This is a genomic window from Candidatus Hinthialibacter antarcticus (assembly GCA_030765645.1).
GTDB classification, from domain to species: Bacteria; Hinthialibacterota; Hinthialibacteria; order Hinthialibacterales; family Hinthialibacteraceae; genus Hinthialibacter; species Hinthialibacter antarcticus.
The window spans coordinates 1-14,790 of the sequence record JAVCCE010000012.1 but is presented as its reverse complement, the minus strand read 5'-3'; the positions used below and the strand labels follow the sequence as shown (position 1 = coordinate 14,790).

At 54.5% G+C, this 14,790-nt stretch carries 11 protein-coding genes; 4 read left to right on the top strand and 7 right to left on the bottom strand.

Features of this window, described 5'->3' with window-relative positions:
- Nucleotides 1-22 precede the first annotated feature (22 nt).
- Nucleotides 23-1,690 carry a ribulokinase gene (locus P9L94_04350; GenBank protein MDP8243290.1) on the top strand — a complete coding sequence of 556 codons (1,668 nt, stop codon included), beginning with the start codon at nt 23-25 and terminating at the stop codon, nt 1,688-1,690.
- A 98-nt stretch (nt 1,691-1,788) separates the two neighbouring features.
- Nucleotides 1,789-2,391 (top strand): hypothetical protein, encoded by a 603-nt coding sequence (locus P9L94_04345; GenBank protein ID MDP8243289.1) that lies wholly within the window; start codon nt 1,789-1,791, stop codon nt 2,389-2,391.
- 648 nt (nt 2,392-3,039) lie between these two features.
- Here P9L94_04345 and P9L94_04340 read toward each other — a convergent pair.
- Entirely contained in the window at nt 3,040-4,710 is a 1,671-nt protein-coding gene (locus P9L94_04340) for a hypothetical protein (GenBank protein ID MDP8243288.1), read from the bottom strand.
- Complete coding sequence (locus tag P9L94_04335; protein ID MDP8243287.1) at nt 4,707-5,939, bottom strand: O-antigen ligase family protein; 1,233 nt, start codon at nt 5,937-5,939, stop codon at nt 4,707-4,709. The genes P9L94_04340 and P9L94_04335 overlap by 4 nt, the downstream gene beginning before the upstream one ends.
- Nucleotides 5,940-6,115: 176 nt before the next feature.
- Here P9L94_04335 and rlmD point away from each other — a divergent pair, with 176 nt between their 5' ends.
- Nucleotides 6,116-7,420, top strand: coding sequence for a 23S rRNA (uracil(1939)-C(5))-methyltransferase RlmD (gene rlmD / locus P9L94_04330; GenBank protein MDP8243286.1), 1,305 nt, complete (start codon nt 6,116-6,118; stop codon nt 7,418-7,420).
- Nucleotides 7,421-8,316: 896 nt separating this feature from the next.
- Here the strand turns inward: rlmD and P9L94_04325 are convergent.
- From P9L94_04325 to P9L94_04310, 4 genes are all read right to left on the bottom strand, one after another.
- A complete protein-coding gene (locus tag P9L94_04325; GenBank protein ID MDP8243285.1) occupies nt 8,317-8,526 on the bottom strand; it encodes a hypothetical protein in 210 nt (69 codons plus the stop codon).
- 160 nt (nt 8,527-8,686) lie between these two features.
- Nucleotides 8,687-10,456, bottom strand: a complete 1,770-nt coding sequence (locus P9L94_04320; GenBank protein MDP8243284.1) for a hypothetical protein — start codon at nt 10,454-10,456, stop codon at nt 8,687-8,689.
- 9 nt (nt 10,457-10,465) lie between these two features.
- Nucleotides 10,466-11,644, bottom strand: coding sequence for a DUF2961 domain-containing protein (locus P9L94_04315; protein ID MDP8243283.1), 1,179 nt, complete (start codon nt 11,642-11,644; stop codon nt 10,466-10,468).
- A gap of 309 nt (nt 11,645-11,953) precedes the next feature.
- A complete protein-coding gene (locus P9L94_04310; GenBank protein ID MDP8243282.1) occupies nt 11,954-13,060 on the bottom strand; it encodes a hypothetical protein in 1,107 nt (368 codons plus the stop codon).
- A gap of 4 nt (nt 13,061-13,064) precedes the next feature.
- Between P9L94_04310 and P9L94_04305 the strand changes: the two genes are divergently transcribed.
- Nucleotides 13,065-13,955, top strand: coding sequence for an SUMF1/EgtB/PvdO family nonheme iron enzyme (locus P9L94_04305; protein MDP8243281.1), 891 nt, complete (start codon nt 13,065-13,067; stop codon nt 13,953-13,955).
- A 228-nt stretch (nt 13,956-14,183) separates the two neighbouring features.
- On the opposite strand, the gene P9L94_04300 is transcribed toward P9L94_04305, so the two are convergent.
- Complete coding sequence (locus P9L94_04300; protein MDP8243280.1) at nt 14,184-14,603, bottom strand: hypothetical protein; 420 nt, start codon at nt 14,601-14,603, stop codon at nt 14,184-14,186.
- Nucleotides 14,604-14,790: the final 187 nt, after the last annotated feature.

The window sequence follows — 14,790 nt, the reverse complement described above, 5'->3', positions numbered from 1 at the left end:
CTTTCTTTGGGGAGAAACAACGATGAGCACACGATACGCGCTTGGAATCGACTTTGGCACCGAATCGGGCCGCGCCCTTCTGGTGAATGTAGACACTGGCGAAGAGGTCGCTACCCATGTGTATCCTTACGCCAACGGCGTGATCGACGAAGCGCTGCCCAAGGGCGGCCCGGCGCTGGGGCCGGACTGGGCGCTGCAAGACCCAAACGACTGGATCGAAACGCTCAAGCGCACCGTGCCGCAAGTGATGAAAGACGCGGGCGCGGCGCCGGAGCAGATTGTCGGTATCGGCGTCGACTTTACTTCATGCACGGTGCTTCCCGTTGACGGCGACGGACAGCCGCTCTGCAACAACCCGTCCCATCACAACCGGCCGCACGCCTGGCCCAAGTTATGGAAACACCACGCCGCCCAACCCGAAGCCGATAAAATTACCGCCGCCATCCAACAGAGCGGCGATGCCATTCTTGAACGCTACGGCGGCAAGATGTCGTCGGAATGGATCTTCCCTAAAATCTGGCAAGTGCTTGACGAAGATGAAGAAATCTATGACGCCGCTGCGCGTTTTATTGAAGGCGGCGACTGGGTGGTCGAACAACTCTGCGGCGCCGAAGCCCGCAGCTCGTGCATGGCGGGCTACAAAGGCATGTGGGACAGCGACGAGGGCTTCCCCAAACAAGAACTGTTGGCGTCGCTGCACCCCAAACTTGGCGAAATCGTCGGGACGAAACTCTCGACCGACATCAAACCGCTCGGTCAGAAAGCCGGCGGGTTGACCGAACAAGCCGCGCAATGGATGGGCTTGCGCCCCGGCATCGCGGTCGGCGTCGCCGTCATCGACGCCCACGCCGCCGTGCCCGGCGCTTCGGTGACGCTGCCGGGCCGCATGGTGATGGTGATGGGAACCTCGACCTGCCACATGCTGCTATCCGACGAAAAGAAGATGATCCCCGGGCTGTGCGGCTGCGTGAAAGACGGCATCCTGCCCGGTTATTACGGCTACGAAGCGGGGCAAGCCGCAGTGGGCGATATCTTCGCCTGGTACGTCGAACACTGCGCGCCGAAATCCATTCATGATGACGCGCAAGAGCAAAGCGTTAGCGTACATGAATTGCTCGAACAACGCGCCGCCTCGCTCGCGCCCGGGCAGAACGGATTGATTGCGCTCGACTGGTGGAACGGCAACCGCTCGGTCTTGGTCGACGCCGAACTGTCGGGAACCATTGTCGGCTTGACGCTTGGAACCAAGCCGGAAGAAATCTACCGCGCTCTGATCGAAGCGACTGCGTTTGGAACACGGCGTATCATCGAGTCATTCAACGACGCGGGCGTTCCCATCAATGAGATATACGCTTGCGGCGGCTTGCCGCAGCGCAACACGATGTTGATGCAGATTTACGCTGACATCACCGGGCTGCCGTTTTACGTCGCCGGGTCGGCGCAGTCGTCCGGCCTGGGCGCGGCGATTCTGGGCGCGGTGGCAGCAGGCAAAGCAGGCGGTGGATACGACGACCCCACTGACGCCGCAAAAAACATGGCGCGTCTGTTGGACGTGGTTTATAAACCGTCCGCCGACGCACACAAAACCTACACCGCAATGTACAATGAATACCTCAAACTCCACGACTACTTTGGCCGCGGCGAAAACAACATCATGAAAAAATTGAGGGAAATGAAATTATCAAAATAATACTACGTGCATTTGCGCTTGCATTCTGCATTGCATTGTTCGCACCGCTTGCCTCTGCATCTGACGAATACGCCGTGCAATCTATGCACGGGTGGAGGGTGCATATAAATCGTTCGTTGTTGGGGGATGACAACGAACTCGGGCAGCAGGCGATTGAACTGCTTGAGAATAAACTTTACGACGCACAGCGGGTCATTCCAGAGGCGGCGCTCAAGCGGTTGCGGGGCGTTAGTATTTGGCTTGATCGCGAGCACGAGCCTTTCCCCGGCGCGGTTTATCACCCCTCAGCCGACTGGCTGCGCGAGCACGGGCATAACCCCGACATGGCGGGCGGCGTGCACATTGCCAACGCGACCAACTTCTTAAATTGGACGCGCGAGCAGCCGTTAATGGTCGTGCATGAGTTATCGCACGCCTATCATCATCAGGTGTTGAGCTACGGCCATGAGGGGATCAAACAGGCGTTTCAACGCGCAGTGGATAGCAAGAAATACGAATCCGTCATGCGCTATAACGGCGAGATGCAACGCGCGTATGCGCTCAATAACGAGCAGGAATATTTTGCGGAATGCAGCGAGGCCTATTTCGGTACGAATGACTTTTACCCGTTCGTGCGGGCTGAACTCAAACAGCACGATCCACAGATGTTTGAATTGCTCGAACGCGTCTGGAACCACCCGCCGACCGATGAAACCTCTTGAGATAGATTCTTCCGAAATTTAGATGCTTTTTCACAAATTGAATCGAGGATTTCATCGTTGTGATTGGCATGGGTACAACTCTGCTGGCTTCAGTGTCAATGTCATTGACTTGAGGGGTAGCAAGCCAAGGCGTCGCGAAGTGAGGGGAGAACTTGATGCAACGAAATCAAAAATATCAGCCCTGTAGGGGCGCAACGTGTTGCGCCCGAATCCCCCCTGGCGTCTTTGACGCCTTCACTGAAAAAAGAGGCGTGAAACACTCCCTCATCCTAACCTTCTCCCAGAGGGAGAAGGGACGACGCGTTCGCGTTTCCAAACACAATTTTAAATGGTGGGCTAGATACGTGTCATCGCGAGCATAGCGAAGCGACCAGCCTGCGGCAGGCAGGCAGGCAGGCCACCGCGATAGAAGCAACCGCGTTTCTCAATTTCGCGGCTCGGCGGGAGCCTCGCCCTCCCCAAAACATCAATTCGCCTGAGTGCCGAACCAAGGCTGCGAGCTCGCCGAAGCGATCAGCCCTTGAAGGCTGTAATTATACGCACCCCCGTAGGGTCGGATGAATGGAATGAATCCCACCGTTGTATTTCGCTGTGTTTTTATTGGTGGGTTTCGCTGCGCTCAACGCCACCCTACGATGCTGCAAGAAGTTATTTTAGATTTCGCGTATCCAGTTTCAACTCGCCCCGGCGATAGCGCACCCGCGCGCACTGCGGCAAAGCGATGGCCTGCATAAATCCATTCTGCATGAATTGCAGCGCGGCGTCGGCGCCGGGGACGACCACTAACGCCGCCCGGTTGGGCGCGCCGCTCCAAACGGCGTTCTCGCGGTCGAATTGGATTTCCGCTGGCAGCGAAGGCCAGCCCGCTGCGACGGGTTGTTCCGGGGTTGGGACATGATTTAGATCGACAAAATCCAGGCGGCCATAATGGTCCATTAAAAGCAATTGGTTTGACGCAGGCTCCCAGGCGAAGTCGCGCATGGCAGCGCGGTTCGGGTCCCAGAAGGGGGATAACTCACGGTTGTATTCCGTCGCGTCGTGATAATGAACGCCGCCGTTTTTAGTGAGAATATACGCGCCGCCGTCATCAGTCATTCGCAATGCGACGGCTGCGTTGGGTTCTTTCCATAGCGCTTTGTAGCGGGTTTGGATGAACGTCCAATCGTTATTTGCGGCGCGTCCGTATCCATCCACTTGCCCGGTTCCCAACAAGATAAAACAACCTTGCCCGTCTTGCGATAACGCAATGTCTTTGGCGATATCCGCTTGTGTGAGTTCGATTGTTTCTATCTTGTGATCGTTGTTTAGAATTACCGCTTGAGATGCGCACAACACGCCCACGCCGTAGGCGGAGGCATGAATGGCTTTCGCCTCGCGCAATGGAACCGGTAGCGCTTTGATTTCTTTCGGCGTAATTGCGATCAAGCGGTTGTGTGAGGTCAATACATAAATCGCTTGCGGATCTATGCGGGCGGCGCCGTCGATGACGGTTTCGTTCTCGTTGAGCAAAAGTTGTACGCCGAAACAGGTCGCAATAAAGAACAGATTATTGCGTCCGGTTTCTAATTCATCCCGCGATGGGATGAAGCGCGTCTTGTCGAGATGGCGCCATTGCCGGCGCATGTATCGCACTGCTTCGCCTACTCCCTGGGTTGCAAGCAGGCGGTCGGTTTCGAGCAAGGCGGCGCGCTTGCCGAGATCGTCATACCCTTTTCTAAACGCGTGTTGGGCAACGATGCCAGGATTGGCGCTTGAAACGATCATTTTAATACGCTGTGCTTGCAGGGCGTGGGCGGCGATGACAAGCGCGATCAACAGTGGTAAGGCTTTCGACCATTTTTGAATCATCGTCTTGGTTGATTGTTCATCAACAATCGCGAATGAAAACGTAAACGCCAACGCGGCCCAGGCGGTCGGCGTCCAGGCGGCGCCGTCGAATGGTTTGTCTAAAAGTGAATTAAGAATGAAATGAACGCCGCTGGCGGTGAGGAGAATGAACCCACTCAGGCAGGCAATCGTTGGCCATTGGCTTGATGTCTTTCTTGTAATCCAACAGATGAAACGAATGAGAATCAACAGCGCGCCGCAGGCGAGAGAAACGGCGAACGGCGCCCTCGGCAGGCATGCAATCAAGATGCAATACAGCGATTGAGACAACGCCAGGGTTAACGTCAATCGGGCGACGCGGGGAAATGGAAGCCAATGCAGGAAAAATAAAAGCGCCCAGACGGCGATTAGAGGCAGAGCCAAATGCCAATTGAGGCATGACGCCGCCGCGCCCGCCAGAATAACGCCTGCGGTGATGTACGCGCGCGTCATGGCATCTCCTCCGGCTGAGAACGAAGTGAGGCCAGGGCGAAAAGGGTGACCAGCGCGATGGGATAATTGCCGGTTAATATGGGGAAGATAAACGCCTGATGTACAACCGCTCCGGTCAACGCGGCTAAGAGTAAAACGCGTTCGGCGGGCGGGCATTGCCTGGCTTGTTGGTAGGCCGAGGCCAGCAGCCAGAGATAGGCGCATAACCCCGGCAGGCCAACGCAAAGCAGCGTCGCGAGATAGGCGCTGTGCGGCCCCCATTGCGAGAGCGGCAGCCCGGTTGCGGGCGCCGAGGCGATCCAATTGTTGAGGCGGTCTTGCAGGATGGGGCCATAGCCGACGCCGAAGTGGGGCAGGTCGGGGGCGGCGCTGTCAAATAACGCCGACCAGATCAACAGCCGCGAGGCGTCGTCGCGCAGCTGCGCCGGGTCGAGCAACTCGCCGAAGCGTTGACCGATCGACGGCGCCGCGATCAAGGCTGCAACCAGGAGCGTGATTGCCAGTACGGCGCCTGCGATGCGTTGCGTACGCGAGCCGAAAACGATAAGCGTGAATCCAGCCGCCGCGAACGCGACATAAACCGAGCGCGATAGCGTTAACGCGCCAGCGCAAAGTACGCCGACCGCAACGAGCAGGACGCACTGCTTTAGCCAATGGCTTTTGGATTGGAGCGACAGCCACCCCAGCAGCGGCGCCGCTAGGACGGCGTATCCGCCCAATTGGTTGGGGTGATCGAACACGGCGTTGAGCCGCAACAGACCGCCGCCGCTGTGCGCCGTCGCCAATTGCCAAAGCGCCGCGCCGCATAAATACAGATTGCCCAATACGAACCCGCCCGCGATCCATCCGGTGCGCATGCGCAACCAGGGCAGGTCAATCAGCATGATGAAGAACATCAGGTAACAAAAAAGTTCCAGGCTTTCGGTCAGCGCTTGATACGGGTTCCAGGAAGCAATCGCCGCGAAGAATGAACAGAGAAACCAAAGCAGCATCGGCTCCAACAGAGGGGAGCCGGTCTTTTGCTTCCAGCCTTCGCGCCAGCGCCAGCCGAGCCAGGTCGCATAGAGTATCGGGAACAGTTTGTACGCGTCGTATCCAGTGGTGAAATCGTAGAAGCCCAGGTTAATGTGAAAACGCCCCGCCGGGACGAAGAAGAAGATCGCCGCTAACTCAGCGCTGAGTAGCGTGAGCAGAAGATTGTTTTTCTGAGGGCTGCTTGCCGTATCCATTTACAAACCGATCATTCAACTGTTCCGTCTATCTTCCATCAGGGCCTTAGAAAGCACAATATACGCATGGCTTGTTTCTCAAAAACCCTGTGTGGAAAGTGCGCCTGTAGGGCGCAGCGATAAGATACTGGTACGAAAACGTAATCTAAACTGAAGTCTGAATGCCGCTATAAAATATGAAAAGCAAAAATCCTATTCGCATTGTGACCATTGATTCGTTCGACGGCAAAGGGCGAGGCAAGGGAACCACCGAAACCGGAGGCGTGTTGTCGGTTCCGTTTACGGCGCCGGGCGACGTGGTCGAAGCCGCTAAGACCAAATCGCGCACCGGGCGCTTAGAGCGAATCGTTACGCCTTCGCCGCAGCGCATTGATTCTGTATGCCGGCATTTCGCCTTGTGCGGCGGGTGTTCGCGCCAGTTTTTGTCATACGCGCATCAACTCGAATACAAAAAAGCCGCCGTCGCGGAATGGTTTCAACAGCGCCAGTTGAATTACGATTTCACTGATGTCGAGATAACGCCTTCGCCGCCCTATGGCTATCGCAACCGCATGGATTTTGTCTGGAACTGGGACGGCTCGTTTGGACTTCGCGAGCAGGGCTGTTGGTATCGCGTAGTCGATTTAAGCGAATGCCATCTGCTGCCGCCGGATGTGATGGAGATCGCCTTCGAGATCAACCGCCGGGTGCATGGCGCCGGACTGCCGTTTCGCGATTCTAAACGCAAGACGCCGGGAATGCGCTACCTGATTGTGCGGCGCGGGGTGATGACGGGCGAAGTGATGTTGCTGTTCGTCAGCGACGAAATGCAACTGCCCGAATCATTGTGGAGCGGCTTTGACCGCGTCGCCAGCGTTTATCAACTGGTGAATAACAATGCCGAGAATGACCAATCCGACGGTGAACCGATGCTTTTGTCTGGCTCGCCGACGTTTCGTGAGCGCGTGTTAGACCATACATTTGATGTCGGGCCGCGCACGTTTTTTCAGCCGAACCCTGTTGTCGCTGGAGACATGGCGTCGCACTTGCGGGGCTTTCTGAAAGAAAAGCCGGGGCGCCGTTTGCTGGATTTATTTTGCGGCGCGGGATTTTTCAGCGCCTTGCTGGCGGACGTATGCGCTGAGACGTTGGGCGTTGAACTCGTCGCCGAAGCGGCGCAGCTGGCGCGGCGAAACGCCCCGCAGGCCAATGCGCAGTTTGTTTGTATGGAAGCGGAGCGCATGGCATCGCTCAATCTGTCTGGATACGACGTATTGTTGATCGACCCGCCGCGTTCCGGGCTGCATCCGAAGACGTTGAAATGGATCGAACAGCAATCGTTTGAAGAAATACTTTATGTTTCATGCAACCCCAAACGCGGCGCAGAAGACATCGCGCTGATGCGGGAGCAATACCAAGTCGATTCGGTTGCACTCTTCGACCAGTTTCCCCAAACGCCGCATGTGGAGATGATCGCGCGGTTGGTTCGGACGGTAAGTTGATTATAAACGGAATCCCTTCTCCCTCTGGGAGAAGGTTAGGATGAGGGGAAAGTTTTACGTACTTCTGAAGTTCATGATGAAAAATTTTGTTAACAGCAAGGTATTAAATTGCCTTCTAATCTCCAAGGGTTATATAGATGTGAATACTCTGGAGATGTTTTAGACGATGAAGCAACTATGAAATTCTTAAAAACTTTTAACACGTTTATAAAGTAGGCTCTTCCGAAAACCGGGTATTTTTGTATAAATTGAATTGAGATTTCGCTGCATGCGGCATGGGTACAACTCTGCTCGCTTCAGTGCGGGCTTTCAGGCCCTTTTGCACAGGCGCTTCCAGAGTTGCATCCATGCCTAATTTGGTTTTTTAATTTTTGAAATACCGGAGCCTGTTTCTGAATAAAAATTATGCCCATCCATCAATGTAAGTATTCACTTACCGGATGAACCATAAAATAACAATTCATCAAAACCCTCACCCCCAGCCCTCTCCCAGTGGGGAGAGGGAGCAAACTTTCGGTATTATCCGGCTCACCAGGAGGTTCGCCCTCCCCATGACCAATGAAGGAGAATTCGGGTGCAGCACGCTGCACCCCTACTTTAAAACTCGGCTTGTTTTATGCCCCCCTTTACATAAAGGGGGTGGCGTCTTTGACGCCGGGGGGGATTTTAAAAACAGCACAAATAAAGCGATACATTCAAACAATATTTCAAGGGCTGGCTTCATTTTATTCAGCCTTGCCCTTGCCACCCCTTAAGTCAATGACATTGCTCCCAGAGGGAGAGGGAGTCGGTTTCATTTTTTTCCAAGATGAGAGATATACAAAGATTTCTAAAATAAAACAAAAAACGCCGCCTCATTTTCATGAAGCGGCGCTCGTATCTTTCTTTTCAAAGTCTTAGGCGACGATGTTAATGTGTCCTTGGGCGACGGGTTGTTCTTTCTTTTCTTCTTTTTGTTTTTTTTGTTTTCGTAGCGAGATGTAAGGGCCAGCGCCGCCGTCTTTGCCTTCATACTTGCCCGCTTGACCGACATCCTTGTTGGTCCCCATTGCGGTGGAATAGTTCATCGCGTGATTTCGCGCCACATCTATTTTCGCGTCGAACATGGTCTTGACCTCCTGTCAAAATTCCCGTCCTACATAAAGTATCGGCCTGTTTCGTTACAGGCTTAAGAAAAATCGAGCGGCAGAATCCAGGTGGGTTTTCTTAAGTTCTTACCATTGAGTTGGTTAATGACTTGTTGGTATTTGCTTCTTCTATATTGGATTAGAACATGCGCACCGGATCGAGGTCGATACGTCCACCCATTGCGGGCGGAACAAACACCACCAACTGGTTGTTTTTCCATTGCAAAAAGCGGAAATTCGCATCTCCAAGCGGCGCAGTAAAGCGAAAACGCACTTCCGCCGGGCGGTTGTCGGGCGTGAGTGAAAGCACGGTTGCGGTGAAAGAATTGGTTTCGATTTGTTCTCCTACAAGCAACGGTTGCGATTCGCCGCGCAGCAGGCGCTCGAATGAAGTAGCGAGAAATCCGTGTTGTGGGCGTACGGTCAGGGTTTGCGCATCATCGCGGGTGATGGTGAAGCCCGACAGCCCCGACGCCAGCGGCTGAAGCGCTTTGGGCGCATGAAGGCCGTGTTCGATGCGCACGGCGGGCATGTGAAAGGTGAACAGCGATACCGGCGGATTGATGACGATCCAGGTTTCGTTCTCAATTGACGGCGAATCGGGCACGCTGAGCGCGGGCTGGTCTACCCACTGCGAAATAAGTTTTGGGCTGATGGATGAGAACGGCAGAAGCAACGGCCCCATGATGCAATGCTGGAAGATCAGAAAATAAATCATCATACGTACCGGGCGGCGCAACGCCCAATGAACGCCCGGCCATTTAACATCTTGAAATACAGATTGCACTAACAGGGCGATCAGCGGAAACGCACCCAAGCCGACAAAGAATAGCAGGCGTTCCGCCGGGAACACTGCGCACACAGGAACCAGGGCGAGAAGCATAGCAACCGCCCAGAAACGCGCCGGTTGGTTGACGCGCAACAGTGGCGCCAGCAGAAGCGCAATCAGCGCCAGAACGGCAAGCGAAATTCTCCAATAAACGCTGAGTAGCCATTCAGGAAAAAAAATAACTGGCGCGGCGGGCAAACCAAACCACTGCGATTGAAGCAAGAGCGGCGCTCGTTCGATGAAGGCGAATAAAAACTGGAGCGGCGTTGCGCCCGGATCGACGTAATAACTGGAGCCGAACGCGCCGTAGCCCATCATGCGATAGCCAATCTGCCAAGCCAGGATCGTAATCAATGAAGGCGCAATCGCGATCCAGCGCCGCCGCCAGAGCGCGGGGTCTAGACAGAGCGTATACGACAGAAAGAACGCGAACGCGCCTACGCCGAACTCAGCGGCGAGCAGCGCAATGAGAAGCAGGCCGGGGCTGAGCCATGCGCCTGGCTTCCAACCGTCGCGGCGCCATCGGTCATGCGCAATCAAGGCGAGAACGCCGAACAGGGTTGCGATGATTGCATTGCGGTTGGCGATCCAACCCACCGCAAAACCGCGCCCATCGTCGAGCGCATATACCATCGCCGCCAACCCCGCCATCCAGGTTGCGCCCATGACGCGGCGATAGAATACCGCGACCGCCGCGACAAGAGCGCCGTACCACGCCAGGTTGTGAAGATGATGCAGCGGCGCGGTGTTCGGCCAGAATTGGTAGTCAATCCAATGCGTGAATATAGAAACGGGACGAAAAAACGATAGGCGGATGTTTTCCCAGGTCCACCAAGGCAGAATGCCTTCAGCAATCCAACGGTGGATGTGCGACTCGCCATGAAAAAAACTAAACATGGATAGCAGCGGCAATTGTTCCGGCAGGCGGTCGAGGAAAATGCCGCGATGGTAATAGTCGTCGGCCTGCCAGCCGACCAATAGCGAGGGCAGCGTAAATACAATCGCCGCCCCCGCTACGATGAATGGCAAGTAGGGATGAGTGAGTAAGGCTTTGATTCGTTCACGCATGGTTTTCAACATTGGACATTGCTATTTCTCGTTGCCCCACAACACGCCGCCGCCCTTGGCGTCGCGCCAGGCGCCGCGCCATTTATGAATTTCCATCGCGCCGATGTTGCGTTTGGGAACGCGGGCCTCACGGCCGGGGATTTCCGGGAAAGGCTTGTGCGGTTCCTTCTGGTACCAATACGCGACTGATGACATTTCCTGGGTCATGTTGTTGGCGTGACCGTGTTCGATGCTGGCGCGCAGCGATTTGGTAAATACGACCGGGTCTTGAATGTGGAAGCGGTAGCAATGGGTGCGGCCCATCCAGCCGACGTCGTTGTTGACGCGCGGGTAGCCGAAGAATGGATGGATGTAGACCTCTTTGGGGCACCAGCTGGAATTGAAGTAATCTTCCGTCCCGGTGCCGTGCAGCGAGTAGGGGTAGTCTTCGCCGTCGATCTGAAACATATCGTCGCCTTCGCCGTACCACATCGGCGAGGGGCAGTTGACGAAATAATTGACGCCGACGTAATGGCCTTCGCCTTCGATGTCGGCGAACAGGTAGTTGTGGTCGTTCATCGGGTTCTTGTCTTCACCGCGAAACGCGCCCCATTCGTTTTCGTCGCCTTTCCAGGGCTCGGTGATTTCGGTATTCCACCAGGCGTGAAAGCGGAACATGTCGCGGTCAATGCGTTTGTGTTCTTCATAGTCAACGTAGTAGTAAAACGCATGACAGGGTTCGCTGGAATCGTTCTCGACGGTGATGCGCGCGCCTTTTGAAAACGGCATGGGGAAATAGCAGTTCAGCGCTTTGCCGTTGCCCGGCGCCGCCGCCAGCGGCAGCGAAGCGTAGTTGTATTCTTCGCCCCAGCCTTGCCCGAAAAAGTCGCCGATGGGCGCCTGGACGCTGGGCTGGTCTTCGCCGTCCCAATACATGCGCAGGATCAAGTTTCTACGATATAAGCGGTCGGGGTGATTGATGGTGATCCAGATGTGTTTGATGACGCCCGCGCCTTCGATCTCGGCCATGGTGAGCGTGTCGCCCGGTTTGATCTCGTAGCGGTCGGCGTTGCCGCCGCTGCGGTCGTAGCTGGAGATGCGCTTGGTTTTGAATTCTTTCTTCATCGCCAGCCCGTCTAACATGCCCTCGCTATAGGCGAATGAAACTGCGAGGCAAGATATGACAACGGCGCTGACTGTGCGTTGCAGGATACGAAACATGGTATTGATCCTCCCAATCGTTTCAGTGATGAATAACTGTCTCACAAAACGACGGTGAAGGGCAAGATGGGTTGGAGGGTTCTAAAGTTAGGGCAGGCTTCACTCTTTTCAGACTGCCACTGAAATTTCATCGGGGGAGGGCGAGGCTCCCGCCGAGCCGCGTAGTATCGAAATCCCTTCTATCAATCGCGGCTCACCAGGAGGTTCGCCCTCCCCAAATTTGAAACCCTGTAGGTTTTTTTCGCAAAGCTTGCCCACCGGGCAATGTTTCAATATTTTTATTTGGTTGTGAATTGTATATTTCTCATATCAAAATCCATTAAAAATTTGTTGGATCAGATAGACGGCGTCGGGTGGGTTCATGTAGCCAATCGGGCCGATGAAGATTGAATACAGCGAACGGACGCCCAATAGCGCGGCGAGAACCAACATGCGGCGGCGCCAGCGGTCGTCTTCAATCGCGATGCAAAACGGCGCCGCGACCATCAAGTACCAGAACTGCCCCAGCAGGTTTGCCTTCACTCCGAACACCTGCATCAGCGGCGCGAAAAACTGCCGCCATGCCTTGGTTTGGCGCAGGCCCCATAACCCGACCGCGACGAATATCAGCCCGGCGATCCAATGGGATAACACCAGCCAGTACGGAAAAAATGGATACAGCGCCGGGTCGGACAGGTTCCAAGTGATGGGGTTATAGGAGGGAATATAGCCCGGCGATAAAAAGCGCCGCATGTAATCGCTCTGTACGCTTGCGAGAAGGGTCGGCGTAAGGCTCAGCGCCGCCCAGCCAATTTCTTGCGCCAGGCGTTTGGGTTCGCGCCAGGAAAGGTTCCAGAAAAATAAAGGCGCAAGCAAAATTGGGAACAACTTACATTGCACCGCAATCGTCAATGCGCCCAGCGCCCAGGGCTTGCCGCGGCGCAGCGCGTAAATCGCCAGCAGCGTCCAGAAGGCGACCCACGGTTCGAACTGGCCTTCACGCGAGGCGAACCAGATCGAGATGGGGTTGCACCACAGCAGCAGCGCCGACCATTTGTCGTTGGTGATCTTGTACGCCATCCAGGCGTTGACGGCTTCGAGCGCGGTCAGCGCCAGTTTGCCGAACCAGATCGCCGTCGAGAGTTGCGCCAGCGCAGCGAAAAATAACAGGGTCGCGCCGGGGTAGGGGTAATGATGGTTGGGCCATAAATATTGCACCGGCCAGGGCGAGAGGTCGTAGGGCGTCAGGTCATAGAGTTTGAAGCCGTAGAGGCCAAACGCCTTGCCATAGGCCAGATTGCGGTTTAGATCGGTGGTATACACTTGCAGTTGAAAACAATAGAAAATACGCAGCGCCGCAATGACAAGCACGGCGAACCAAAAAAGCGCCGATTGGCGGCGGACGATAAAGGTTTGTATGTTCGATAGTGTTTTCATAAGAATGCGCCCGCATTATCGGCGGCGAACGCGATGGCTGCAAGCGACGCTGTTGGTTGCGTTTGTTTGCGCACTCAATGTATATGCTGTTGATCCGCTTGAGCCGGAGATGGTCGAGGTTCCTGCGGGGAAATTTCTATCAGGATCAAGCGCCGCTGAGCGTGAGATATACATTCCTTCGATGCACGAGTTCGAGCAGCATGGGGTTGATCTGCCTGCATTCAAGATCGGCAAGCATGAAATCAGCAACCAGCAGTATGAACGCTTCATGCAAGACGGCGGCTACGACAACGCCGACTGGTGGAGCGATGACGGTTGGGCGGCGCGCAAGCAATTCAGCTGGACGGAACCGCGACGCTGGCGCGACTCGGGCCATAACGGGATTCACATGGAGCAATACGCCGTCGCGGCGGTGAGTTATTTTGAGGCCGAAGCCTATTGCCGCTGGTTGGCGCAGCGCACCGGCAAGCCGTATCGCCTTCCGACCGAGATGGAGTGGGAGAAAGCGGCGCGTGGCGTGGACGGGCGCGTGTTCCCGTGGGGCGGCGATTGGCGCGACGGCGCCTGCAACTGGGTGGGCGGCGAGACCGGACAGCGCCTGCCTACCGTCGCGGCGGACGGATTCGCTTACACGGCGCCGGGCGGCGTGTTCCCGGATGGGGTAAGCCCGTATGGCTGTGAAGACATGGCGGGCAACGTGATGGAATGGGTGGACGCCTTCATGCAAGACGACGCCATGGCGATTCAACGGCCTATGCGCGTGTTTAAGGGCGGTAGTTTCTTTTCGGGATTCAAGCGCCTGTTGCGCTGCGCTTGGCGCGGCGCTTCGTGGCCTGAAATGGGTCACGTCTATTGGGGCGAAATGGGGTTTCGGGTTGCGATGGATGGGGAGTAGATAGATTTAAAATGGGAGGCAAGGGCAAGGCTGAGAATGGTAGGGTGGACTGCTTCGCGAGCTCACCCTACGGCTGATCCCTCCGGCGCTTACGCGCCACCTCCCTTAAAAAGGGAGGCATGGTTCTACTACAACAACACTGGCCTTGAAAAATTAGAATCAAGGGCTGGCTTCGTTGCACTCAGCCTTGCCCTTGCCACCCAATATACATATTTTTCAATTGTTATGCTAATGATCTTTTTGCCAACATTCGGGTAATCTTATATTTGACTGCGTTATGCCGTCAATGAATTGTGTTTTAATTAAAATAATTTCATATAGATATGCTTTTAAATATGTGTCTTTGTCTTCTCCCCACAAATCTCGATATGTTGCTAATTTGCATTTGGAAGCATTTTCAATTGTTTCAATATCTTCAAAATTTCCACAAGAAAAACTTTTTCTTAAATCGAAAATATTTTTGATTTTTATTTTAGCTGAATCAGGTATATTCTTTATTTCAGAATTTTCACTTTTCAAGCTAATAACTAGCGTTTCTCCAAAATAGCCCATCCATAGAGATTGTATTAATCTTTCTAATACTTCATCGAAAGTGAAATTTGAATTCTCTAGTTTAGACCATGCATATGCTATTTCCTTAAATGTCATCTCTTGATAATTTTCAAAAATAAGATCAGCGCCATGCTGTACATGAATTTTTCTTAATTCTGGTTCTTCCGGTATTTGGATACTTCTTCACAAATAGAATTGAGATTTATAGAAGCTTCTTCATCAATACTTGATCTTTCGCTGTGTGTGGCATGGGTACAACTCTGCTCGCTTCAGTGCGGGCTTT